This is a genomic window from Streptomyces sp. NPDC107521, from assembly GCF_055598485.1.
In genome coordinates, this window is sequence record NZ_JBVKAT010000004.1 from 203259 (window position 1) to 226872 (window position 23614).

Consider the following 23614-nt stretch of genomic DNA (forward strand, 5'->3'; position numbering starts at 1 on the left):
CGGACACCATGGGCAACATACCCCGGTGGGTATCTGTTCCCGGGGCTGCCGCGCCGGACCCGGCCCCTGTTCGGCAGCGGCGACCCGGCCCGCCGCGCGGACCCGGGAGCGGCCGGGACGCGCGGGATCACGGGGCCGGTGCCGCCCGCCGCTCCCGTCCGCCGGCCGGCTCCACGCGTTCCCGGAGGTCAGCGGTCGTGTGCCAGCAGCCGGTGCACGGCCTCCGCCGCGAAGTCGGACACGGCGTCCACCTCGTCGCCCTGGTCGATCCTGCGGATGCAGGCGTCGACGACGGCCTGGAGCACGGCGACGGTCAGCTCCGGCCGGGGCCGCCCCAGGTCGGCGACGATCCGGGCGAGGATCTCGTGCAGGGAGGTGTGCAGCTCCCGCACGCGCGCCCGCGCCGAGGGGGAGAGCGTGGCCCGGGAGAGGGAGGCGCGCCGGCCGTGGGTGCCGCGCGCGGCCTGCTCCAGGTTGGCCCTGACATAGCGGGCCGCCCGCTCCTGCGGCGAGGTCCCGGCCGCGACCGCGCGCTCCACGGCCTCGATCCAGGCGGGGAACTCGCGGGTCACGACCAGTTCGAGCAGGTCCTCGATGGAGTCGAAGTAGCGGTAGATGCTGTTGCGGGCCATCCCGGCCCGCGCGGCGACCGCGCCCGCGGTGAGGCCCTCCATGCCGTCTTCCCCCAGCACGGCCTCCGCCGCGTCGATGAGCTGGGCGAGCCGCTGGGCCCGGTGCTCACGGACGCTGCTGGCCTCGATCCTGGGCATGCTCTCCGCTCCGCCTCCGACGCCGTGCCGTCCCGCCCCAATCTATCCCCTGTCCGCGGGGCGGCCGGGGACCCCGTGCTAACTTGACCCCCTCTTGGCGACACCCCTGTCTCCAACATCTGTCCGTGCCTCTCCTGCCGAAGGTCACCGATGCCGCCGATCCCCTCCCGCACGCTCCGACGTCTCCTGGCGTCGAGGAGGAGCGCCGCCGCGGTGGTGGCCCTCTGGGTACTGGTCGCGGGCCTCCTCGCCGGGCTCGCCCCCGCTCTGGACTCCGTCGAGGACAACGCCTCCGCCAACCTCCCGCCCGCCGCCTCGGACTCCATGAGGGCCCGCGACCTCATCCGGGCCGAGCTCCCGGGGCAGGACGTGACACCCGCGGTCATCGTGGTGCGCGGACGGGGCGAGCGGGCCGAGGCGGAGGCCGGCGCGGCCGTGGCCCGCATCACCGGGGCCCTGTCGGGGGCCGCCCGGCCCGACCGGGTCGTCGAGGTCGTCTCCGCGGAGACCGCGCCCGGAGGCGGGGCGGACCTGGTCTCGCCGGACCGCCGGACCCGGATGATCGTCGCCACCCTGTCCGGAAGCCCCACGGACGAGTCCTTCCGGGACGCCGTCGACGCGGTGCGGACCCTCGCGGCCGACCGCGCGGGACCGACCGAGGTCGCCGTGACCGGCCCCGCCGGGATCGCCGCGGACACCGTGAAGGTCTTCGGCGGCGGGGACAAGGTCCTGCTCCTGGGCACCGTCCTGCTCGTCCTGCTCACGCTCCTGGTCATCTACCGGTCGCCCCTGATGGCCCTCGTCCCGCTCCTCGCCGTCGGCGTGGCGATGCGCGTGTCGGAGGCGGCCGGGGCGCTCCTCGCGGACGCCGGGATCATCACGGTCAGCTCGCAGACCGTCTCGATCATGACCGTGCTGCTGTTCGGCGTGGGAACGGACTACGCGCTGATCATCACCGCCCGCTACCGCGAGGCGCTCCTCGACGAGCCGGACCGTCCGCGCGCGATGCGGACCGCGGTGCGCCGCACCGCCGAGTCCGTCCTCGCCAGCGCCTCCACCGTGGTGCTGGCCATGTTCGCCCTGCTGGCGGCCGTCTCCCCGGCGCTGCGCGGCTTCGGGCCCTACCTCGCCCTCGGCGTGGCGGTCATGGCGGCGGTCGCCTTCACCTTCGTCCCGGCCCTGATCCTCCTGCTGGGCGGGGGCGTCTTCTGGCCGGGCGGCGTGGACCGGGCCGCCGCGCGGGGCCGCGGCGCGGGACTCTGGCACCGGGTCGCCGCCCTGGTCGGCCGGGCGCCGGTGCGCGTCGTCTCGGCCGTCCTCGTCCTGCTCGTGGTGATGAGCGCCGGGCTGCTCGGCTACCGGGAGAGCTACAACACCCTCAGCGGCTTCCGGACCGCCACCGAGTCCGCGCGGGGACAGCGGCTCATCCAGGCGCAGTTCGGGCCCGGCGAGACCGCACCGGCCACCGTCGTCGTCCGTTCCGGCGGCGACCTGCGCTCCGGGACCGCCGCCGGTGCCGTCGCCGACGCGCTGGCCGGCACCGACGACGTCGGCCGGGTCGGCGCACCGCGCTTCGGCGACGGGGGCAGGACCGCCTTCTACGACGTCGTCCTCGACCTCGACCCGTACGGCTCCGAGGCACTGGACACGGTCGACCCGCTCGGCCGGGCCGCGCGGACCGCCGCCCACGACGCGGGCGTGGCGGACGCCACGGTGCTCGTCGGCGGGGAGACGGCGCGGACCGCGGACATCCGCTCGGCCCTCGACCGCGACACCACCCTCGTGGCGCTCCTGATCCTCGCCGTCGTCACCGCGGTCCTCGGACTCCTGCTGCGCTCGCTGCTCGCCCCGCTCTACCTGGTCGCGACGCTCGTCCTGTCCTTCCTGGCCACCCTGGGCGCCACCACCTTCCTCACCCTGACCGTCCTCGGCGACGAGGGGATCGGCAACAGGGTCACCGCGTACATCTTCGTCTTCCTCGTCGCGCTCGGCGTCGACTACAACATCTTCATCATGAGCCGGTTCAAGCAGGAGTTGCGCACCCTGCCCCCGGCGCGGGCCATCGGCGCCACCGTCACGCGCACCGGCGGCGTCGTCTCCTCCGCGGGGCTCGTCCTCGCGGCGACGTTCGCCGTCCTCATGACCCAGCCGATCCGCGAACTCTTCCAGTTCGGCTTCGCCATGGCCTTCGGCATCCTCCTGGACACCTTCGTCATCCGGCCCCTCCTGGTCCCCGCGGTGGTCCGCCTCCTCGGCGACCGCGCCCTGTGGCCCACGCGCCCCGGGACACCGCCCCCGCCCGCCGACGCCGCCCCGCCCGCGTCGGACGCACCGGCTCCACCGGCCGCCGGACCCGCCAGGGCCACCGCCACCGCCGTCGCCAAGGCCACCGGTGCCGCCACCACCGGTGCCACCATCGGGCTCCTGCCGCGCCTCTTCACCTGGGTCGCCGTCGTGGAGGCGTGCACCTGGGCGGGCCTGCTGGCCGGGATGTACGTCAAGTACGTCCCCGGCACCACCGAACTCGGCGTCCGGATCTTCGGCGCGCTCCACGGCGCCGCCTTCGTCGCCTACGTGCTCCTGACCGTCCTGGTGGCGGTCCGGCTCAAGTGGCGGCTGGGCCGGACGACGCTCCTCGCCCTGCTGGCCGCCGTACCGCCCTTCATGACCGTGGCCTTCGAGGCGTGGGCCCGCCGCACCGGCCGCCTCCCGGGCCCGGCGGCCGCCCCGCCCCGATAGCGGGCTCGGGGCCGATGACGGGTCGTGCCCGCCGGGGGCGCGCGGTGCCACCCCGGCGGGCCGTCCCTCCGGTGGCGGGCCGTGCGCGGGTGCGCCACGGCACGGCCCGCCACCGGGAGGCACACGACCGGGAGGACCGCCGCGGTGCGGGCTGGACGGGCCCGCACCACGGCGGTCCTCCCGGAGCGGGCGGTCTCCACCGGGACGGTCCCGGGGGTCCCGCCACCGGGCGGAGGGCGGAGCCCGGGGCCCGGTGCCTCAGAGCCCGGCCGCCTCGTACAGGCCGTCCATCTCGTCGGCGGCCTCCTCGGGGTCGCGGCCCTCCGCGGTCCGCACCGCGCGGGCCTTCGACGCGAACTCCGGCCCGAGTTCCTCGTACCGTGCCCGCCAGGCCTCCGCGCGTTCCTGCCAGTACGCCACGCACTTGTAGTGGTGTGCCGGGAGTCCCCGCTCGTGCCGCAGGTACCGCCGCACCGCGCGGTTCAGCCGCCCCTCGGTCGAGACCCACACATAGGTGTCGTGGCCCGGGGCCAGTTCGCGCAGGGCGTCGAGGAGCCGGCTCCCGCGGACACCGTTGCCGCTGCCGTCCAGCCAGACGTACTCGACGCCCCCGACGCCGGCGCGGGCACGGTGGGCGGGGTCGCGGACCTCGACGAGGAGGGTGGTGCGCACCTCACCGGCGGTCAGCTCCGCGAGCCGCAGCGCGGCGGGCAGCCCCGGTTCGTCGGCGACGAGGAGCTGCCGGGTGAGGGTGCCGGGCCGTTCGTAGAGGCCGCAGGGCGGATTGACGCCGACGGCGTCCCCCGGCCGGGCCCGCCGGGCCCAGGCCGCGGCCACCCCGCCGTCGTGCACGACGAAGTCCACGGTGAGCCGGCCGGGCGCGTGGTCGCGGACGGTGTAGACGCGCATGGGGGAGGGCTCCACACCGTCGGGGTACTCCCATCCGCGCAGGGTGGTGATCCGCGGGAGGCGGACCTCGTCACCGGGCCGGTCGGGGAAGAACATCCGGACGTACTCGTCGCCGGTCCCGGTGGTGGGGTAGTCGCGCAGATCGCTTCCGCCGAAGCGCACCCGCACCATCCCCGGTCCGGTCCGCTCCACGCCGGTCACCTCGGCGCGGTGGATGCGCGGGACGTAGTCCGCGGGCAGGCGGGCGGCTGGAGTGTCGTCGGCCATGCTGTCTCTCCTGGTTCGGGGGCGGTGTGCGCACCACCCCTGCGGATCGGGCGCGCCCGGCGGTCGCCCGGGGGCGCGCCCGGGGTCGTCAGAAGTCGTCGAACTTCTCGACGGCGTCGGCGATGCCGTTCACGAAGCTCGTGTAGGTGAGCGCGAAGCCGAACCGCTCGGCGAGGTTGCCGTCGATCCAGTGGCCGTCGGCGACCGCGGGGACGCGCCGCAGCAGCGGGTCCGGCTGGAGGTCCTTCTCCGCCTTGTAGACGAGGAGCACGTCCGCGTCGCCCAGGGCGCTCACGGCGTTCTCGTAGCTGAGCATGTGCCCCGAGCCCGACTGGTTGGGCGGGGCGCTGCTGATCTCCTCGTTCTCGAGGATCGTGAAGCCGAGCGCGGGGAGGACCACCTGGTAGACCGACTCGTCGGAGATGACGGTGAAGTTGTCGACGGGGGCGTGGATGACCGTCGCGCTCCTGCCCTCGGCGTAGTCGCCGATCCTCGCGCGCGCGTCCTTCACCGCCTTGTCGTACCCGGCGATCGCCCGCTCGGCGCGGTCGGTGCGGCCGAGCAGGGTGAGCTGGTCGGTCATCGCGACGAACGGGTCGTCGACGGTGGCCCCCTCGACGTCGAGGCCGTCGTTGACGGCGAGGACCGGGGCTATCTCGTCGAGCTTGAAGTTCTCGCCCTCGTAGTACTTCCACCAGCCGGCGCCGACCACGATGAGGTCCGGATCGTAGGAGGCGATCTCCTCCCGGTTGAGGTCGAACGCCGAGTTCTTGAGGTGGGCGGCGTCCTTGTCGACCAGGGGCGACAGCGGGCTGTCCTGGCCGTGGGCGGTGGCCACGATCGGGTAGCCGGCGAGGAGCGCCATCTCCAGCCCGCTGCGGCTGTCGAGGACGACGACGCGCCGCGGGTCGGCGGGGAGCGTCGCCGTGTAGCCCTCGTAGGCGAAGTCGATGGTCCGGGCCGGGGCGTCGCCGCCGGCCGCCTTCGCTTCCGGTCCGGAGGAGCATCCGGAGAGCAGACCGACGGCCAGGAGGGCGCAGAGCCAGGCGGGGGCGCCGCGGCGGGCGGCCGGCCGGAGGCCCGCGCGGGCCGGGGAGGGGAGTGCAGACGGCATGGGGTTCCTTGAGGATGCTCGAAGGGCCCGCGTGCGGGACCACGTGGTGCGTGAGGCGGGGGCGCCTCGTGATCCACGCTAGGCAGGGGACGGGACGTGCGGCGGACGCCCCGCGTCGCGTTCGGGACTCCGGGCGGACGCGGCGGCACCGCGGTCGCGCCCGAGCGGGACGACCGTGGGGGTACCCGTCACCGGGTCCGGTACGACGCGGCAGGCGAGGCCGAAGACCTCGGCGACGAGTTCCTCGGTGACGACGGACTCCGGCGGTCCCTCGGCGGCGATCCGGCCGTCCTTCATCGCGATGAGGTGGGTGCCGTAGCGGGCGGCGTGGTTGAGGTCGTGCAGGACCGCGACGAGCGTGTTGCCGGCGAGGTGCAGATCGGTGAAGAGTTCCAGCAGGTCGATCTGGTGCGCGATGTCCAGGAACGTGGTCGGCTCGTCGAGGAGCAGCAGCGGCGTCTCCTGCGCGAGCACCATCGCCACCCACACGCGCTGGCGTTGGCCGCCGGACAGCTCGTCGACGAGCCGGGCCGACAGGTCGGTGACGCCGGTCGCGGCCATGCTGTTCAGCACGGCCTCCTCGTCGGTGTCCGTCCACTGCCGGATGAAGCCCTGGTGCGGGTAGCGGCCGCGGGCGACGAGATCGGCGACGGTGATGCCGTCGGGGGCGAGCGAGGTCTGCGGAAGCAGGCCGAGGCGCCGCGCGACCTCCTTGGCCCGGTACGAGGTGATGGCCCTGCCGTCGAGCAGGACGGCGCCCTCGCGCGGACGGATGAGCCGGGAGAGCGCGCGCAGGAGGGTGGACTTGCCGCAGGCGTTCGGTCCGACGATCACCGTGAAGGACCCGTCGGGGATGGTGACCGAGAGCCGCTCGGAGATCAGCTTCCGGTCGTAGCCGATGCTCGCCCGCTCGACGCTCAGCCGCGGTGCCGGTGCCGGTGCCGGTGCCGGTGCCGGTGCCTGTGCCGGTGGCGCGGTCGTGGTCGGGGCGCCGGGGTCGGTGGGTGTCATGCTCGTGCCTTCCGGGACGGGGGTGTGGTGGTCACGGGCGTTTCCTCGCCTCGTGCACGAGGAGCCAGATCAGGTACCCGCCGCCGATGACCACCGTGACCGTGCCCACCGGCAGCATCGCGGGAAGGGCGTGGAGGGCGACGTGGTCGGAGGCCGCGAGCAGCGCCGCCCCCATGAGGGCGGAGGCGGGCACCGGGACGCCCGGCGCGCGGGTGACGCGGCGGGCGATCTGCGGCGCGGCGAGCGCCACGAACGAGATCGGTCCGGCCGCGGCCGTGACGACCGCGACGAGTCCGACCGAGAGCAGCATCAGGGTGAGACGGGCGGACTCGACGCGGACCCCCAACGCCCGCGCGGCGTCGTCGCCGAGTTCCAGTTGCCGCAGCGGGCGGCACAGCACCAGCGTCACGGCGAGGAGGAGCACGACCAGGACACCGCCGGCCCCGGCCTGCTGCCAGGTGATGCCGTTCAGCGATCCGGCCCCCCAGACCGCGGCCACCAGCGCGGAGTCCAGGTCGGCGGTGAGCGTCAGCCACGTGTTCAGCGACCCCAGCGTCGCCGAGACCGCGATCCCCACGATGATGAGCCGGAAGCCCCGCACCCCGCGGCTGAAGGCGAGGAGGTAGACGGCCGCCGCCGTCGTGACGCCGCCGATCAGCGCCCCGGCCGCGACGTCGAGGTAGGTGCCTCCGAGGACGATGATCACGACGAGCGCGCCCGTGTACGCGCCCGCCGAGAAGCCGAGGATGTCGGGACTGGCCAGCGGGTTGCGGGTCAGGGACTGGAACACGGCGCCGCTGGCCCCGAGCGCGGCGCCGAAGGTGATCGCGGCGAGCGCGCGCGGCATCCGCCATTCGACGACGACGGTGCGGGTGAAGTCGTCCGCACCGGAGAAGAGCGCGCGCCCGACCTGCGCGAGGGTGAGCGGGTACTCCCCGCTGACGAGACCCAGCACCCCCATGACCAGGCAGACGCCCACGAGGACGAGGCACACCGCGCCGACGCGGACGTCGAGGCGGAGCCGGACGCCCCGGACGTTCCGGTGCAGCACCCGGCGGCCGGAGTCCACCCGGGCGGGGGACGCCGCGGACGGGTCGGGGGAGGAGGCGGTCACAGCCCGCTCACCTTCCTCCGGCGGACCAGCACGATCAGCACCGGAGCGCCCACCAGCGCGGTGACGATCCCGACGGGGATCTCCGCCGGGCGCATCACCATCCGGCCGGCGATGTCCGCGACGAGCAGCAGGATCGGGGACAGGGCGAGCGTGTAGGCGAGGATCCAGCGCTGGTCGGGGCCGGCCATCCACCGTGCCACGTGCGGCACCATCAGGCCGACGAAGCCGATCGGACCGGCCAGCGCGGTGGCGCCGCCCGCCAGCAGGGTCACGGCGACGACCACGAGGACGCGGGTGCGCAGGACGTTCGCGCCGAGCGCGGCGGCCATGTCCTCACCCAGCGCGATGGCGTTCAGGGGCCGCGCCGTGAGGAGGGCGATCACGAAACCCGCGGCCAGGAAGGGCAGTACCGGCCACACCAGGTCCAGGCTCCGCCCGACGACGGAACCGGCACCCCAGTTGCGCATGCTGTCGAAGGCCCGGGGGTCGAGGAGCGTCAGGGCACTCGTGAGACCGCTGAGCACCGCCCCGAGGGCGACCCCCGCCAGCACGAGGCGCAGCGGATCGGCGCCGCCCCGGCCGGCGGCGCCGATGACGTAGACGGCGAGCGTCACGACCAGGGCGCCCGCGAACGCGAACCACACGTACCCGGAGATCGACGCGACCCCGAACACCCCGATGCCGACGGCGACGGCGAACGCGGCACCCGAGGCGACGCCCAGGATGCCCGGATCGGCCAGCGGGTTGCGCGTGAGCGCCTGGATCAGCCCGCCCGCGACACCGAGCGAGGAGCCCACCGCGATCGCGATCACCGTGCGGGGCACGCGCAGGTCGCGGACCACGAAGTGGTCCTCCGCACCGGTGGGGGAGAACACCGCCTGCCGGACCACGGAGAGGGGGATGTCGCGCGATCCGACGACGACGCTGAGGACGGTCACCACCGCCAGTACGGCGAGGATGACGAGGAGCAGGAGCGTGCGGGAGGCGTTGCCCCCGGCGACCCCGTGCGGGGGCCGCGCGCCGGTCACCTCGACGGAGCGCGGCGGGACGGACATCATCGGTTGGACACTCCAGATCGGGCCGCGTCCGCGGGTGAGGGTGGTGGGTCGGCGGCGGCGTGCCCCCGACGCTATGGCGGTCCCGCCGAGGCGGGAGGACAGGACGTGTCTCGTTCAGGACAGTCCGGCGGCGGTTCCCGGCTCGCCGCTCACGGGCGGCCCACCAGGTCACCGGGTGTGCAGCCGACCGTCTTGCGGAAGGCCGCGACGAACGCGCTCGTGGAGCTGTAACCGACGCGCCGCGCGACGACCTTGACGCTCGAACCGTCGGCGAGCTGGCCGAGGGCGGCCCGCATGCGGACGAGCCGTCGCCAGTGGGCGAAGCCCATCGCCACCTCGGCGGCGAAGGCACGGGTCAGGGTGCGGGAGGTGATGTTCAGGACCACGGCCCACTGCTCCAGGGAACGGTCGTCGGCGGGATCCCGCAGGACCCTCTCGACGAGGGGCGCCAGCCGCGAGTCCCGGGGGAGCGGCACGTCCAGCCGGGCCGACTCGGTGACCTCCAGCATGTCGACGCACACCTGCTGCGCGCGGATGCGCTGCTCGGCCGTCATCCGCGCGTACTTGAGGTGCATGAGCAACTGCCGCACCGCGGGGATGACGCTGACGACGACGGGGCGGTCCCACGCCCGCCGCCAGGAGTCCGGTGCGAAGTACGTCGCGCGCACCTCGGTGTGATCGCGCGTCGAGCCCTCGTGCTCCACGCCGGCGGGCACCCACAGGCCGAACCCGGGCGTCACCGTCCACTGCCTGCCGTCGGCGTACATCGTCACGACGCCCCTGTCGGACCAGAGCAGTTCGTGCTCCGCGTGCCGGTGCGGCGGCCAGCTGACCGCCCGCTCCGGCTCGTACACGCTCGTCGTGAGGAGGAAGGGGCGGGGGACCCGCCGTTCGGTCGCGGAATCGTTTCTTTCCGGAGCGGGCGGAAGTGAGAGCAGCGTCATGGGAACCTCGGCGGGCAAGGAGTTAGGTAAGGGTAACCTAACCTAACCCGTTCGGTCCCGCGATGCCCGGGTCCTCCCGCTCCGTCTTCGGACGGGGTCCCCTGCGGTCCCGCGCGCTCCGGTGCCGTCCCGCTCCGTCCCTGGCGGTCGTGGGCCGGCCGGGACGGGTGCCGGTCGCCGACGAAGGGTGCCGGTCCGCTCCCTGGCGGCCTGTTCCTGGCGCGCCGCCGGTGGTCGCGGGGCGGCCCGGGGTGATCCGGGGTGATCCGGGAGGGCTTCGGGAGGGCTTCGGGGGGCGGCGGCTCCTCTCGTCCGCCGCGCGCGGGCGGGAACGGGCGGATCGGCCGTCGTGGGTCCGGGGCCGAGGTGCTCCGGCGTCAGGCGGCCCCGGCCGAGGGTGCCGGAAGCGGCGTCAGGGACGCGTACGCCAACGGTGCCGACGGATCGACCGTCACGTTCAGCGGCGCGGGCTCGGCGCCGGAGCGGGCGAGGAGGTCGCCGACGGCCGCGATCATCGCGCCGTTGTCGGTGCACAGCGTCATCGACGGCACCCGCAGTTCGATCCCCGCGGACCGGCAGCGCTGTTCGGCCAGCGCCCGCACACGGGAGTTCGCCGCCACGCCGCCGACCACGACCAGGGTCCGCACGCCGTGGTCGAGACAGGCCCTCACCGCCTTGCGGGTCAGCACGTCCGCCACGGCCTCCTGGAGCGCCGCCGCGCCGTCCGCGACCGACGGCTCCTCGCCGCGCAGCCGGTGCCGTTCCACCCAGCGGGCGGCCGCGGTCTTCAGTCCGGAGAAGGAGAACGCGTACGGGTCGTCGCCGCCCCTGGTGAGCGGACGCGGGAACGCGACCGCGTCCGGATTCCCCGTCCGCGCCGCCCGGTCGACGGCGGGACCGCCCGGATAGGGCAGACCGAGGACGCGGGCGACCTTGTCGAAGCACTCGCCCGCCGCGTCGTCGAGGGTGTCCCCCAGATGCAGGATCGGCTCGCGCGCCAGATCACCCACCAGCAGCAGGGAGGTGTGGCCGCCGGAGACGACCAGCACCGCGCAGGGCTCCGGGAGCGGTCCGTGCTCCAGGGTGTCGGCGGCGACGTGCCCCGCCAGGTGGTGCACCCCGTACAGCGGCACGCCCGCGGCGTAGGCGAGGGTCTTCGCTCCGGCCAGGCCGACCTGCAACGCCCCGGAGAGGCCGGGGCCGGTGGTCACGGCCACGGCGTCGATCCGCCCGAGGCGCAGCCCGGCCTCGTCGAGCGCCTGCCGCACGACCGGCCCGAACGCCTGGAGGTGCGCACGGGAGGCGATCTCGGGCACCACGCCGCCGAAGCGCGCGTGCTCGCCCATGCTCGACGCCACCGCATGGGCCAGGAGCTTCCCGTCCCGCACGATCCCCGCCCCGGTCTCGTCGCACGAGGACTCGATCCCCAGCACCACCGGCCCGCCCATGATCCGTCCCCTCTCGCATACCATTAGTAGTTGCAATATATGTGCAACAAGAGACCCGCCGGGGTCCGGCCGGGGTCCGCCCCCGCCCCGCCCGTCAGGTGCGTCGGGGGAGTCGGCGGGAGGCCGGGGCGTACGGGGCCGTGTGCCGACCCGCCGCCGCCCCGTCGGCCCCCTTCCGCCCGAGCGCCCCGCCCGCGCATCCGTCCCCGCCCACCCCGCCCCGGCCCGCCGCGCCGGGCCGGAGGTCGTAGGTCCGACGTCGGATCGCCCCGGGCACCTGCTGCTGTTAGCGTGCAGTTGCATATCACTCGCAATAACGCCGGAGGACGCTGACCATGGCGATCTACACGCTCCCGGAACTTCCGTACGACTACGCCGCGCTCGAACCCGTCATCAACCCGCAGATCGTCGAACTGCACCACGACAAGCACCACGCCGCATACGTGAAGGGCGCCAACGACACCCTGGAGCAGCTCGCCGAGGCTCGCGACAAGGGGCAGTGGGGCTCGGTCAACGGCCTGGAGAAGAGCCTGGCCTTCCATCTGTCGGGACACATCCTGCACAGCATCTACTGGCACAACATGAACAGCCCGAAGGACGGCGGCGGCGGTGAGCCGCGGGCGGCCGACGGCGTGGGCGACCTCGCGGACGCCATCACCGAGTCCTTCGGCTCCTTCGCCGGTTTCAAGGCCCAGCTCACCAAGGCGGCCGCCACCACGCAGGGTTCGGGCTGGGGCGTACTCGCCTACGAGCCGCTCTCCGGCCGTCTCATCGTCGAGCAGGTCTACGACCACCAGGGCAACGTCGGCCAGGGCTCGACCCCGATCCTCGTCTTCGACGCCTGGGAGCACGCCTTCTACCTGCAGTACAAGAATCAGAAGGTCGACTTCATCGACGCGATGTGGGCCGTCGTCAACTGGCAGGACGTGGCCAGGCGCTACGCCGCCGCCCGGGAGCGGGGCGACAGCCTCCTGCTCGCCCCCTGACCGGGGCGTCCGGAACGCCCTGCTCGTGACCCCGTCCGCCCGCCGGCAGGCGTCGGCGGGCGGACGGGGGCCCGCGCCGGACACGGCCGTGCGGCGCGGGCCCCGTCACGTCACCCGTCCGTGGGGCCGTCCGTCCTCCGTCCCGCGGAGCCGTCGTCCCGCCCGTGCGGGGCAGCGGGCGGAGGAGAAGCGAAGGAGGACGCACATGGCAGCCGCCACCGCCTCCGGGTCCCGCCGGTGCCGCGTCGCCGGGTGCATGACCAGGGCGGAGTGGCAACGGGTGGCCGGGATGGCCGCGTTCATCGCCGCCCTGCACCTCATCGGCTGGTTCACCCTGGTGGTGATCGCGGCTCCCGGCCACCACGACCCGGGCGAGCGGACCTTCGGGATCGGGATCGGTGTCACCGCCTACACGCTCGGCATGCGGCACGCCTTCGACGCCGACCACATCGCGGCGATCGACAACACCACCCGCAAGCTCATGCACGAGGGCCGGCGCCCCCTGTCGGTGGGATTCTGGTTCTCGCTGGGGCACTCCAGCGTGGTCCTCGCCCTCGCCGTCCTGCTGTCCCTGGGGATCAAGGCCCTGGCCGGACCGGTGCGGAACGACGGCTCCCGGCTCCACGACGTCACCGGGTGGATCGGCACCACCGTCTCCGGTGTCTTCCTCTACGCCATCGCGGCCATCAACCTGATCATCCTGGCCGGCATCCGGAAGGTCTTCCGTGAGATGCGCTCCGGGCGCTACGACGAGGCCGCGCTCGAACGGCAGCTGGACAACCGGGGGCTGATGAACCGGCTCCTGGGCCGGCTGATGAAGTCGATCACCAAGCCGTGGCAGATGTACCCGCTCGGGCTGCTCTTCGGCCTCGGCTTCGACACCGCCACCGAGGTCGCCCTGCTCGTTCTCGCCGGAACCGGCGCCGCCTCCGGGCTGCCCTGGTACGCGATCCTGTGCCTGCCGGTCCTCTTCGCCGCCGGGATGTCGCTGCTGGACACCGCCGACGGCACCTTCATGAACTTCGCCTACGGCTGGGCGTTCTCCAGACCGGTCCGCAAGGTCTACTACAACCTCACCATCACCGGACTGTCGGTCGCCGTCGCCCTCATCGTCGGCACCGCCGAACTCCTGGGCCTGGTCGGCGAGAAGCTGGACCTGCACGGTCCGTTCTGGGACTGGATCGGCGGCCTCGACCTCAACGTCGTCGGCTACGTCATCGTCGGCCTCTTCACCGCCACCTGGATCGTCGCCTTCGCCGTGTGGAGGCTCGGCCGCATCGAGGAGAAGTGGAGTGCCGGCCTCCAGCCGCCGGGCCGGGAAGACCCCGAACACGATGCCGGACGCCGGAGCCCCTGACGGCCGTCCCGTGACCCGCGACGCCGCCCGCCCGCCGGGGACCCGGGACGCCCCCGCGCGTCCGGACCGGCGGCGCGTCGTCCGAGTCCGGTTCCGCGCACACGAGCTCAAAGGAGCGATGGCCGGGAACCGTTGGTTGGCCGAGGTGCTGACGCGTTCTCGCGTTCCAGCAGCGTGACCGCGACGCCGGGCGCGATCCGGCGTTCGCCGACGGGTATGAATCCGCGCCGGCGGTAGAGCGCGACCGCGGGCAGGTTGGCCGTTCCGGTGGAGACGACGGTCAGTTCCGCGGGCTCGATCGAGTCCAGAGCGTCGAGCAGTGCCGTCGCGACGCCGCGGCGGTGCGCGACGGGATGGACCACGAGGCGACAGATGTCCAGGACACCGTCCCGGGAGCGGGTCCAGGCGACCGCTCCGACAAGGCTCAACCCGTCGTGAACCCCGAGGAAGGACTCGCCGCACGCGCCCAACTGCTCAGGGGACTCGTGCAGGGGCGGGATGCCGTCGAAGCCGATCAGCCGGGCCTCGACCGCGTAGGAGGCCCGCTGAAGGTCCCACAGACGACGCAGGGTGTCGGGATCGGACAGGTCGAGCCGGACCGGTTCGGCAACGGGCCGGTGGGATGCGGCGGGGGCACGGCGTCGGCCGGTCATGCTGTGGTCCTTTCACGACGTGCGAGACGACCGGGCGTCGCCGGTCCCGATGAAGCGGGTGCTGCCCGAGCCGCCCCCGCGCCTGCGAGGGTAACTCTCCAGGACATCCGCGCCCCCGCGCCGACGCACGCCGGTCGGCCCGGTCCCCAACGCCTGGAACCTGCGGTTGTGCCGCCGACCAGCGAGTCCCGCCGGGGTGCGCCGCCCTGGCAGCCGGAGCGGCACACCTCGGCGGGGCGGCGGTCGAACGGTCCGTTCCCGCAGGTCTGCCGCGGGAACACGCGCGGGCAGGCGCCGGGCCACGACCGCCCCCGTCACGCGCCCACGGCGTTCCCGGCACGGGGACGGCCGGGAACGGCCGGGAACGGATCGAGCGAGTGCGGGGCAGGAGCGGACCCGATGCCGACGCAGACCGCCGCCCGTTCTCGCCGCCCCGTTGGCCGGCCGCGCGCTGGACGCCCGGGACGACCCCGGCGTCGTCCTCGGTGACGCCGCTGACCGCGCGGGACCGCGGCCCCACGATGCCGAACGGGATGGCCCGTTACCCGGACTCCGGTACGTCGGGGTGCCCGGGACCGGGGCCTTTCACGGTCGGGCAACTCCGCGGACGGGCGTACCGGCCCATGGAGGTTCCCGGCCTGCGCGCGTACGTCTCCACGACGCTCGGGCCTCCTGCCCCGCCTTCCCTGCCGGCAGCGGGGTGCCGCATCACCTCCCGATCTCCGCGAAACCGCCACCGCACGGCACGAGTTCGGCGGCGTTCCCGAAGATGGTTCTCGGGTGGCGATCGGAGGGCGCGAAAGGTCTCCCGGCACGTCGCCCCGTCCTTCGGGACGGCACCGCACGCCGTGCTGCAGAATCGGAGCAGCCGCCAACTGCGTTGATGGAGGAAGCCGTGCGCCGACGGGAGGACCGGGCGGGAGCGCGGTCGTCGCAGCACGCCGTATCAGGGGCGCGCGTACCCGCCGAAGGGCCGGGCCCGGTCGACGAGGCCGTCGGCCGTGCCCGGTGGGTCGGGCCGCGGGCGCGTCAGGGCGCCGGCTTCCCCGGGCTGTGTGAGATTTCGTGAGACGTGAGAGGGTCTGGGGCGTGAGTGAGACACCGCCGAACCTGCAATACCGCTTCGACGGGCCGGAAGAGGCCCCGGTCCTGATCCTCGGTCCCTCACTGGGTACCACATGGCACATGTGGGACCGGCAGGTCCCCGAACTGGCGCTCCAGTGGCGGGTCTTCCGGTACGACCTGCCCGGCCACGGCGGGGCCCCCGCCCACCCGGCGGGTTCCGTCGCCGACCTCGCCGCGCGGCTGCTGGCCACCCTCGACGGACTCGGCGTCCAGCGCTTCGGGTACGCCGGGTGCGCCCTCGGCGGCGCCGTCGGCATCGAGCTGGCCCTGCGCCGCCCCGAGCGCGTGGCCTCCCTCGCGCTGATCGCGTCCTCCCCGCGCTTCGGCACCGCCGACGAGTTCCGGCAGCGCGGCGTCGTCGTCCGCACCAACGGACTCGACCCCATCGCCCGCAGCGCGCCCGAGCGGTGGTTCACCGGCGGATTCGCCGCCGCCCAGCCCGCGATCACCGAGTGGGCCGTGCAGATGGTGCGGACCACCGACCCCGGCTGCTACATCTCCGCCTGCGAGGCCCTCGCCGCCTTCGACGTCCGCGGCGAGCTCGGCCGCGTCGGTGTCCCGGCCCTCGTCCTGGTCGGCTCCGACGACCAGGTCACCGGACCCGCCGAGGCCCGCACCCTGGTGGCCGGCATCCCCGACGCCCGCCTCGCTGTCGTGCCCGGCGCCTCCCACCTGGTCCCCGTCGAGCAGCCCGCCGCCGTCACCGACCTGCTGGTGCGCCACTTCACCACCGCCTGGCAGACCGTCCACGACACCGGGCAGACCGCCGTCCCCGTCCTCCAGGCCGCCGAGCCCACCGCCTCCACCGCTCCGGCCCAGCCCGCCCTGGAGGGCGTCGCGGTGCCCGACCACCCCCGGACCCCGGTGGCCGTCCCCGTCCCCTCACCGGTCGTCCACGCCCCGCCGCGCAACGCGCCCATCGCCGAGATCGCCCCGGCGGCCGTTCCCCCGCAGAGCACGCCGGGGGCGCACGCCCGGCCCGACCCGTACGACGCCGGGCTGAAGGTGCGCCGCGAGGTGCTCGGCGACGCGCACGTCGACCTCGAGCTGTCGCGGACGGACGACTTCTCCGGGGACTTCCAGGAGTTCCTCACCCGCAGCGAGTGGGGCGAGATCTGGGACCGGCCCGGACTCGACCGCCGCACCCGGAGCTGCGTCACCCTCACCGCCCTGGTCGCCGGCGGGCACCTGGAGGAGCTGGCCGCGCACACCCGGGCCGCCCTGCGCAACGGACTGACGCCCGCCGAGATCAAGGAGGTGCTGCTCCAGGCGGCGGTCTACTGCGGCCTGCCCGCGGCGAACAGCGCCTTCCGGGTGGCCCAGCGGGTCGTCCAGGAGGAGACGACCCCCGCCGAGTAGGGACCCGGACCGGGGAGGCCCCCGGTCCCGAGGGGGCCCTGAACCCGAGGGGGCCCCGAACCCGAGGGGGCCCCGGACCCGAGGGGGGACCCAGGCCCCCGGGGGAGGACGCGCGGGCCCGAGAGCAGACCCGGGACCCGAGGGGCCCCGGGGCGGGCTCTCCCCGAGGCGGGGTCCGGGCCCCGTCAGGGGCGTCCCCGGGCGCGCGTCACCCGCGGGCCGCGACCCCGCTCGGGACCCCTGCCCGCGGCGCACTCGTCCTCCGGCGGTCGCCCGGCGCGCGCCCGGCCCGGTCGTACGCGGTCGTGCGCAGGCGCGGCGGCAGGATGGGCCCATGAAGCTCATCAAGAAGTCGCACGCCTGCGTCCGCCTGGAGAAGGACGGCCGGACCCTCGTCCTCGACCCGGGCGGTTTCAGCGAGCCGGACGCGGCCGTCGGCGCCGACGCCGTCCTCGTCACCCACGAGCACCCCGACCACTTCGACGAGCCCCGGCTGCGCGCCGCGCTGGAGCACAACCCGGCCGCCGGGATCTGGGCGCCGCGCCCCGTCGCGGAGCGGATCTCGGCGGCGTTCCCCGGCCGGGTCCGCACCGTCGGCCACGGCGACACCTTCACCGCCGCCGGCTTCGACATCGAGGTCCACGGCGAACTGCACGCCGTGATCCACCCCGACATCCCCCGCGTCGCCAACGTCGGCTTCCTCGTCGACGGCGGCACCGTCTTCCACCCCGGCGACGCCCTCACCGTCCCCGGCCGCCCCGTGGAGACCCTGATGCTCCCCGTCATGGCCCCCTGGAACAAGATCTCCGAGGTCATCGACTACGTCCGCGAGGTCCGCCCGCGCCGCGCCTACGACGTCCACGACGCCCTGCTCACCGATCTGGCCCGGCCGATCTACGACCGCCAGATCGGGCAGCTCGGCGGCACCGAGCACCTGCGGCTCGCCCCCGGCGGCTCGGTCCGGCTCTGAGGCGCCGCGCCCGGGCCCCGCCGGGGGCGGCCCCGGCGGCGGTGCCCCCGGCGGGACCGCGCTGTCGGTGCCGCCGGGTAGGTTGGGGGACATGCGCATCGCGACCTGGAACGTGAACTCGATCACCGCCCGCCTGCCGAGGCTCCTCGCCTGGCTGGAGAGCAGCGGCACCGATGTGCTGTGCCTCCAGGAGGCCAAGGTCGCCGAGGCGCAGTTCCCCGTCGAGGCCCTGCGCGAGCTGGGGTACGAGGCGGCCGTGCACGCCACGGGCCGGTGGAACGGGGTGGCGGTCCTCTCCCGCGTCGGCCTCGCCGACGTGGTCAAGGGCCTGCCCGGCGACCCGGGGTACGAGGGCGTCCAGGAGCCCCGCGCGATCTCCGCGACCTGCGGCCCGGTCCGCGTCTGGTCGGTCTACGTGCCCAACGGCCGCGAGGTCGGCCACGCGCACTACACCTACAAGCTCCAGTGGTTCGAGGCGCTGCGCGCCGCCGTCGCGGACGACGCGGCGGGCGACCGCCCCTTCGCCGTCCTGGGCGACTACAACGTGGCGCCGACCGACGACGACGTGTACGACCGCGCGGCCTTCGAGGGCTCCACCCATGTCACCCCCGCCGAGCGCGAGGCCCTCGCCTCCCTGCGCGGGACGGGGCTCACCGATGTCGTCCCGCGCCCGCTGAAGTACGACCACCCGTACACGTACTGGGACTACCGCCAGCTCTGCTTCCCCAAGAACCGCGGCATGCGCATCGACCTGGTGTACGGCAACGCGCCGTTCGCGAAGGCGGTCGGCGACTCCTACGTCGACCGCGAGGAGCGCAAGGGCAAGGGCGCCTCCGACCACGCGCCCGTCGTGGTCGACCTGGACGTCTCCTAGGTCCTCTCGTTTGGATCATGCCGGGCTCGCGGGGTCCGGCCCGATCCAAACGAAAGACCCTAGTGACCTGAGTCAGAGATTCTTCGGCAGATCGCGGCCATCAGCCGGATGCCGTGCGGCCGGCAGGTCCGGCCCGGCCTGCCGGCATCCGGCCTCCGGCACGCCGGGCAGCTCGCGAGAACCACCCGAATATCTCTGACTCAGGTCACTAGTCGTGATGTGCCGTCCGCGCGCCCGGTGGTGCGCGCGGCGGTACGAATGACAGTCTGGAGGTATGAACTTCCCATTCCTGGGCAAGCGGCGCGGGGCCCCTCGGGTCCATGACGCCGAGGGCATCGGCGGACTGCTCGCGGAGTGCGATCTGCTCCGCTCCCAGGCGTCCCGGGAGGGCGTGCGACTCGACGACTCCGTGGGCTCGTTGGAGCGGCTCGACCAGATACTCCCGCGCTGGCGCGGCGACCAGGAGATCCTGACCTGGCTAGGCAACGACGCGGGCCTGTACGTGGGCACCGTGATCGTGCGCTCCGTGCCCGGCGCCCGCTGGCAGCTGAGGGCCGACGGCCAGCCGGTCGTCCGGCTGCCCTCCGGGCGGGAGTTCGACGTGGTCGCCTCGGGGCACGCCTGGGCCGAGGAGGGCGTCCCCGAGCTGTCGCAGCTCTACGCGGAGGTCGCGGAGGCGTGAACCTCTGGCCCAACGAGCGCCTTAAATAGGGCTAATGCCCGAAAAGTGCGTGTCGCGCCCGGTCCGTGCCCCCTCCCGGATAGCGTGCAACCGTCCCCAGGCACCGGTGCACTGATGCTCCGACGCATCGCGCGACGGAGCGGGGCGCGGCCGCAGATCACTGCTCGCGGCGGAGCCGACCCGCACCACGGGCCGCCCGCCGCCGGGGAGAAGGTCAGCCGCGCACGGGACGGGCGGGAGGGAAGGAGCGACCGAACGCGGCCCGCCCGGCGGGAGTCGCGGGGAGAGCCGGCGCGGAGGCCGGGACCGGACGGGCCGCCGCCCGGGTCACGTCCCCGGCCGGCCGGGCCGGCCGTGTCCGGCCCGTACGCCGGAGGCCGGAGGGGCCTCTCGGCGGCGGAACGGGGCGAGGGTGCCGTGCCGCCCCGACGAGTCGGTTCCCGTACGGGACGGAGGGTGAGCGTCCCCGATGGACGACCCGCGCGGGCCGCCGCACGGGAACACCGCCCGCGGCCCGCGCCGTTCACCCGCGGCGGGGGCGGGGAGGCCCGCCGTGCGCTCTCCGGTCCTCTTCGGGGGCGTGTGCCGTCTGTCCGGAAGGCGCCCTGGCCGGGGCCGGGTTCCGGAGCGTCGCCCGTATCCGGGCGCATCGCCGTCCCGAATCCGAACGTGGACCCGTCGCACTCCGGTCCGCCCGCCCCGGCGACTCCGGTCGGCCTGCCCCATCGGCCCCGTCCGCCCGCCCCGGAGGTCCCGTCCGTCCCGTTCGCCCGTCCCGTCCGTCGCGCGGCGGTCGTCGCGCGCCGTGATCCCGTGTGTACATGACGCGGTCATGTCGATGAATTAAGCTGCCCACCGCTCTTCCCGCACGTCCCGGCCGGACGGTCCCGGTTCGACGGTGCCGACCCGCCGGTCATCGACTCCGGAGGTATGGATGCGTCGCCCTGTTTTACGGAACGTCACACTCCTGGCGGCCGTGGCCGTCGTGGCCTCGGTGGGCGCGGCGGCGCCGCCCACCGCCGCGAGGACCAGGCCCGCCCCGATCCCCGCCCCCGCCCCCGCGCCCGCCCCCGCCAGGGCGGCCACCCCCGCGAAGGCCCCCGTCGCCGTCGGCCACGGCGGGGCCGTGGCCAGCGTGGACGCGGACGCCTCCGCGGCCGGGATCGAGGTGCTCAGGAACGGCGGCAACGCCGTCGACGCCGCCGTCGCCACGGCCGCCGCGCTCGGCGTGACCGAGCCCTACTCCTCCGGCATCGGCGGGGGCGGCTACTTCGTCCACTACGACGCCCGGACCCGCACCGTGCGGACCATCGACGGCCGCGAGACCGCCCCGCTCAGCGCCGACGCCTCCCTGTTCACCGAGAACGGCGCCCCGATCCCCTTCGACACCGCCGTCACCAGCGGCCTCGCGGTCGGTACCCCCGGGACGCCCGCCACCTGGCAGACCGCCCTCGACCGGTGGGGCACCCGCTCCCTCGCCTCCGTGCTGAAGCCCGCCGAGCGCCTCGCCCGGCAGGGCTTCACCGTCGACGAGACCTTCCGCTCCCAGACCGCCGCCAACGAGGAGCGGTTCCGCCACTTCCCCGACACCGCGCGGCTGTTCCTGCCGAAGGGCGGACCGCCGGCCGTCGGCTCCACCTTCCGCAACCCCGACCTCGCCCGCACCTACCGGCAACTGGGCCGCGAGGGCGTCGACGCCGTCTACCGGGGCGCCATCGGCAAGGACATCGTCGCCACCGTCAACAAGCCGCCCACCGACCCGCGTTCGGACTGGACGGCCCGCCCCGGGGACCTGTCCGCCAAGGACCTGAAGGCGTACCGGGCCAAGGTCCAGGCGCCCACCCGCACCTCGTACCGGGGCCTGGGCATCTACTCCATCGCCCCGTCCTCGTCCGGTGGCACCACCGTCGGCGAGGCCCTCAACATCCTGGAGCGCACCGACCTCGCCCGGGCAGGTGAGAGCCGCTACCTGCACCGCTTCATCGAGGCGAGCCGCATCGCCTTCGCCGACCGGGGCCGCTGGGTCGGCGACCCGGGCTTCGAGGACGTACCGGTGCGGGAACTGCTGTCGCAGCGCTACGCGGACTCCCGGGGCTGCCTGATCAAGGACGACGCGGTGCTCACCAGCCCGCTCGCCCCCGGCGACCCCCGGAACCCCGCCCCCTGCGCGCGCGGCGGCGCGGCGGCCCCGACGACGTACGAGGGGGAGAACACCACCCATCTCACCGTCGCCGACCGGTGGGGCAACGTCGTCTCCTACACGCTCACCATCGAGCAGACCGGAGGCAGCGGCATCACCGTGCCGGGCCGGGGCTTCCTGCTCAACAACGAGCTGACGGACTTCTCCTTCGCCCCCGCCGGCCCCGCCGTCCACGACCCGAACCTGCCCGGCCCCGGCAAGCGCCCGCGCTCCTCCCTCGCGCCGACCATCGTGCTCAACGCGGACGACCGGCCCGTCCTGGCCGTGGGTTCACCCGGCGGCGCCACCATCATCACCACCGTGCTGCAGACGCTCACCGGTGTCCTCGACCGGGGGCTGCCGCTCGTCGACGCCATCGCCGCGCCCAGGGCCAGCCAGCGCAACGCCGCCCGGACCGAGCTCGAACCCGGCCTCTACGACAGCGCGGTGAGGGGACGCCTGGAGGCCATCGGCCACTCCTTCAAGCTCAACCCGGAGATCGGCGCGGCGACCGGCGTGCAGCGCCTCCCCGACGGCAGGTGGCTCGCCGCGGCCGAGAAGGTGCGGCGCGGCGGTGGCTCGGCCATGGTGGTCCGGCCCCAGCGCTAGTGACCTGAGTCAGAGATGTTCGGGTGGTTCTCGCGAGCCGCCCGGCGTGCCGGAGGCCGGATGTCAGCAGGCCGGGCCGGGCCGGACCTGCCGGCCGCACGGCATCCGGCTGATGGCCGCGATCCGACGAGGAGTCTCTGACTCAGGTCACTGGGGTCTTTCGTTTGGACCGGGCCGGATCGGGGGGCGGGTCCGGCGCCGTGCGTCGCGAGGCGGAGGAGGGAGTCGGGGCGGAGCCCCGGCGGCCGACGACAACGCGGCGAGGTGCGGTGCCGGACCCCGTGAGCCCGGCGTGATCCGAACGAGAGGCCCTGGACCGCCCTCCGTGTCCCGTCGCGGGGCGCCCCGTCCGGCACGCGCGTCCGTGCCCGCGCCGTGACGGGCGTCCGCGCCGTGACAGCACGGCCGTCCCCGGTCGGCGCCCCGCGTCGGGCCCCGCGTCGGGCCCGCGCGGCCGGACGCGCCGCGGCTCAGTCCCAGCGGGCCTGGTTGATGAAACGGCTGTACCCCCGCCACGAGTTGGGGCCCATCACCCCGTCGACCGGCCCGGTGTAGCCGTGCGCGGCGGCCAGCCGCTGCACCGCCGCCCAGGTGTTCGGCCCGGGGACGCCGTCGACGGGGCCGGTGTAGCCCCAGCCCCGCATGTTCCGCTGGAGCGCGGCGTAGGTGTTCGGGCCGGGTACCCCGTCGACCGGACCGGTGTAACCCGACTCGATCCGCAGCCAGTTCTGCGTCCGCCGCCACATCACGGGCCCCGGCACGCCGTCCTGCTCCGTCGTCGTCCTCGGCAGCCCGGAGCCGCCGCCGAGGTGCTCCAGCGGATTGACCCGGGTGCCGCCCGGGGTGATCAGGTGCCAGTGCACATGGGGTCCGGTGGAACTGCCGGACCCCGGGGCCCCGGCGGCGCCCCCGGAGAGGCCCACGACGTCGCCCCTGCCGACGGAGGTGCCGTCGGCGAGGAGGAACCGCGACAGGTGCATGTACTGCGTCCGGTGGCCGTCGCCGTGGGTGATGGTCACCGTGTGCCCGCCGGTGCCGTTGTACGGGATGTTGGTGACGACGCCCGCGCCCGCGGCCGGGAGGCGGGTGCCGACGGCCATGGCGAAGTCGATCCCGCCCAGGGAGCCGCGGTTCACGTGCTCCCACCAGCCGTCGGTGACCGGGTAGCCGCTGAACGGGTTGTAGAGGTCCACCGCCCGGGCGGGGCCGCCGGTCGCCAGCACACCCCCCGAGGCCAGGCCGAACGACACGGCCGAGACGCGCAGCAGCGCGCGCCGGCTCATCCCGGCCCCCGGCGGATCCGTCCGGCCGCCCTCGGGCACTTGGCTCTCGCGCACGTCAACTCCCCTGTGCAGGACATGAATTGACCGTTTCGGTGGCGCGATCCCAAGGTAGTCGACGCGCCCGGCATCCGACAGGGGCGGGAGACCGGCCGCTCCGCGGGAG

The 23614-nt window shown here is 74.6% G+C and carries 18 protein-coding genes; 8 read left to right on the forward strand and 10 right to left on the reverse strand.

What is annotated here, in order from left to right; all coding sequences use genetic code 11:
• Positions 1-188: 188 nt before the first annotated feature.
• On the reverse strand, positions 189-770 hold the full coding sequence (locus tag ACZ7LB_RS08790; protein WP_471466382.1) for a TetR/AcrR family transcriptional regulator: 582 nt from the start codon (positions 768-770) through the stop codon (positions 189-191).
• Between the two features lie 216 nt (positions 771-986).
• Here ACZ7LB_RS08790 and ACZ7LB_RS08795 point away from each other — a divergent pair, with 216 nt between their 5' ends.
• Complete coding sequence (locus ACZ7LB_RS08795) at positions 987-3509, forward strand: MMPL family transporter (RefSeq protein WP_471466384.1); 2523 nt, start codon at positions 987-989, stop codon at positions 3507-3509.
• A 258-nt stretch (positions 3510-3767) separates the two neighbouring features.
• Here the strand turns inward: ACZ7LB_RS08795 and ACZ7LB_RS08800 are convergent, their stop codons facing one another.
• The 7 genes from ACZ7LB_RS08800 to tsaD form a co-directional block, all read right to left on the reverse strand.
• On the reverse strand, positions 3768-4685 hold the full coding sequence (locus ACZ7LB_RS08800; protein ID WP_471466385.1) for a siderophore-interacting protein: 918 nt from the start codon (positions 4683-4685) through the stop codon (positions 3768-3770).
• A gap of 88 nt (positions 4686-4773) precedes the next feature.
• Positions 4774-5799 carry an ABC transporter substrate-binding protein gene (locus tag ACZ7LB_RS08805; protein WP_471466387.1) on the reverse strand — a complete coding sequence of 342 codons (1026 nt, stop codon included), beginning with the start codon at positions 5797-5799 and terminating at the stop codon, positions 4774-4776.
• A gap of 78 nt (positions 5800-5877) precedes the next feature.
• A complete protein-coding gene (locus ACZ7LB_RS08810) occupies positions 5878-6810 on the reverse strand; it encodes an ABC transporter ATP-binding protein (RefSeq protein ID WP_471466389.1) in 933 nt (310 codons plus the stop codon).
• A gap of 31 nt (positions 6811-6841) precedes the next feature.
• Entirely contained in the window at positions 6842-7924 is a 1083-nt protein-coding gene (locus tag ACZ7LB_RS08815; protein ID WP_471466390.1) for a FecCD family ABC transporter permease, read from the reverse strand.
• Positions 7921-8982, reverse strand: a complete 1062-nt coding sequence (locus ACZ7LB_RS08820) for a FecCD family ABC transporter permease (protein WP_471466392.1) — start codon at positions 8980-8982, stop codon at positions 7921-7923. Before ACZ7LB_RS08820 ends, ACZ7LB_RS08815 begins: the two co-directional genes overlap by 4 nt.
• Before the next feature lie 149 nt (positions 8983-9131).
• Positions 9132-9926 carry a helix-turn-helix domain-containing protein gene (locus tag ACZ7LB_RS08825; protein WP_471466394.1) on the reverse strand — a complete coding sequence of 265 codons (795 nt, stop codon included), beginning with the start codon at positions 9924-9926 and terminating at the stop codon, positions 9132-9134.
• 377 nt (positions 9927-10303) lie between these two features.
• Positions 10304-11374 (reverse strand): tRNA (adenosine(37)-N6)-threonylcarbamoyltransferase complex transferase subunit TsaD, encoded by a 1071-nt coding sequence (gene tsaD, locus ACZ7LB_RS08830; protein ID WP_471466395.1) that lies wholly within the window; start codon positions 11372-11374, stop codon positions 10304-10306.
• A 335-nt stretch (positions 11375-11709) separates the two neighbouring features.
• Between tsaD and ACZ7LB_RS08835 the strand changes: the two genes are divergently transcribed.
• Together ACZ7LB_RS08835 and nicT are read left to right on the forward strand one after the other, a co-directional pair.
• Entirely contained in the window at positions 11710-12360 is a 651-nt protein-coding gene (locus ACZ7LB_RS08835; RefSeq protein ID WP_471466397.1) for a superoxide dismutase, read from the forward strand.
• A 205-nt stretch (positions 12361-12565) separates the two neighbouring features.
• Positions 12566-13717 (forward strand): Nickel transporter NicT, encoded by a 1152-nt coding sequence (nicT, locus tag ACZ7LB_RS08840; protein WP_471466398.1) that lies wholly within the window; start codon positions 12566-12568, stop codon positions 13715-13717.
• A gap of 107 nt (positions 13718-13824) precedes the next feature.
• Here the strand turns inward: nicT and ACZ7LB_RS08845 are convergent, their stop codons facing one another.
• The gene (locus tag ACZ7LB_RS08845; protein ID WP_471466400.1) at positions 13825-14370 is read right to left on the reverse strand and encodes a GNAT family N-acetyltransferase; all 546 of its coding nucleotides are present in this window, start codon (positions 14368-14370) and stop codon (positions 13825-13827) included.
• A 1089-nt stretch (positions 14371-15459) separates the two neighbouring features.
• On the opposite strand from ACZ7LB_RS08845, the gene pcaDC reads away from it, so the two are divergent.
• The 5 genes from pcaDC (at position 15460) to ggt (ending at position 22168) form a co-directional block, all read left to right on the forward strand.
• Positions 15460-16854 (forward strand): bifunctional 3-oxoadipate enol-lactonase/4-carboxymuconolactone decarboxylase PcaDC, encoded by a 1395-nt coding sequence (gene pcaDC, locus ACZ7LB_RS08850; RefSeq protein ID WP_471466401.1) that lies wholly within the window; start codon positions 15460-15462, stop codon positions 16852-16854.
• A gap of 334 nt (positions 16855-17188) precedes the next feature.
• Positions 17189-17824, forward strand: a complete 636-nt coding sequence (locus tag ACZ7LB_RS08855) for an MBL fold metallo-hydrolase (protein WP_161229709.1) — start codon at positions 17189-17191, stop codon at positions 17822-17824.
• 91 nt (positions 17825-17915) lie between these two features.
• Entirely contained in the window at positions 17916-18698 is a 783-nt protein-coding gene (locus ACZ7LB_RS08860; RefSeq protein WP_471466403.1) for an exodeoxyribonuclease III, read from the forward strand.
• Positions 18699-18972: 274 nt separating this feature from the next.
• Positions 18973-19380: a DUF6278 family protein gene (locus tag ACZ7LB_RS08865; RefSeq protein WP_471466404.1), complete on the forward strand. Its 408-nt coding sequence runs from the start codon at positions 18973-18975 to the stop codon at positions 19378-19380.
• A 934-nt stretch (positions 19381-20314) separates the two neighbouring features.
• Positions 20315-22168, forward strand: a complete 1854-nt coding sequence (ggt, locus tag ACZ7LB_RS08870) for a gamma-glutamyltransferase (RefSeq protein WP_471466406.1) — start codon at positions 20315-20317, stop codon at positions 22166-22168.
• Between the two features lie 470 nt (positions 22169-22638).
• Here ggt and ACZ7LB_RS08875 read toward each other — a convergent pair whose 3' ends face one another.
• Positions 22639-23505: a peptidoglycan DD-metalloendopeptidase family protein gene (locus ACZ7LB_RS08875; protein ID WP_471466407.1), complete on the reverse strand. Its 867-nt coding sequence runs from the start codon at positions 23503-23505 to the stop codon at positions 22639-22641.
• Positions 23506-23614: the final 109 nt, after the last annotated feature.

What these genes read in the sequence shown, in the direction of transcription:
- ggt (WP_471466406.1), top strand. Translation starts at nt 20,315, where the DNA reads ATGCGTCGCCCTGTTTTACGGAACGTCACACTCCTGGCGGCCGTGGCC.
- ACZ7LB_RS08820 (WP_471466392.1), bottom strand. Translation starts at nt 8,982, where the DNA reads ATGATGTCCGTCCCGCCGCGCTCCGTCGAGGTGACCGGCGCGCGGCCC.
- ACZ7LB_RS08810 (WP_471466389.1), bottom strand. Translation starts at nt 6,810, where the DNA reads ATGACACCCACCGACCCCGGCGCCCCGACCACGACCGCGCCACCGGCA.
- ACZ7LB_RS08825 (WP_471466394.1), bottom strand. Translation starts at nt 9,926, where the DNA reads ATGACGCTGCTCTCACTTCCGCCCGCTCCGGAAAGAAACGATTCCGCG.
- tsaD (WP_471466395.1), bottom strand. Translation starts at nt 11,374, where the DNA reads ATGGGCGGGCCGGTGGTGCTGGGGATCGAGTCCTCGTGCGACGAGACC.
- ACZ7LB_RS08835 (WP_471466397.1), top strand. Translation starts at nt 11,710, where the DNA reads ATGGCGATCTACACGCTCCCGGAACTTCCGTACGACTACGCCGCGCTC.
- ACZ7LB_RS08800 (WP_471466385.1), bottom strand. Translation starts at nt 4,685, where the DNA reads ATGGCCGACGACACTCCAGCCGCCCGCCTGCCCGCGGACTACGTCCCG.
- ACZ7LB_RS08860 (WP_471466403.1), top strand. Translation starts at nt 17,916, where the DNA reads ATGCGCATCGCGACCTGGAACGTGAACTCGATCACCGCCCGCCTGCCG.
- ACZ7LB_RS08855 (WP_161229709.1), top strand. Translation starts at nt 17,189, where the DNA reads ATGAAGCTCATCAAGAAGTCGCACGCCTGCGTCCGCCTGGAGAAGGAC.
- ACZ7LB_RS08845 (WP_471466400.1), bottom strand. Translation starts at nt 14,370, where the DNA reads ATGACCGGCCGACGCCGTGCCCCCGCCGCATCCCACCGGCCCGTTGCC.
- ACZ7LB_RS08805 (WP_471466387.1), bottom strand. Translation starts at nt 5,799, where the DNA reads ATGCCGTCTGCACTCCCCTCCCCGGCCCGCGCGGGCCTCCGGCCGGCC.
- ACZ7LB_RS08865 (WP_471466404.1), top strand. Translation starts at nt 18,973, where the DNA reads ATGAACTTCCCATTCCTGGGCAAGCGGCGCGGGGCCCCTCGGGTCCAT.
- nicT (WP_471466398.1), top strand. Translation starts at nt 12,566, where the DNA reads ATGGCAGCCGCCACCGCCTCCGGGTCCCGCCGGTGCCGCGTCGCCGGG.
- ACZ7LB_RS08790 (WP_471466382.1), bottom strand. Translation starts at nt 770, where the DNA reads ATGCCCAGGATCGAGGCCAGCAGCGTCCGTGAGCACCGGGCCCAGCGG.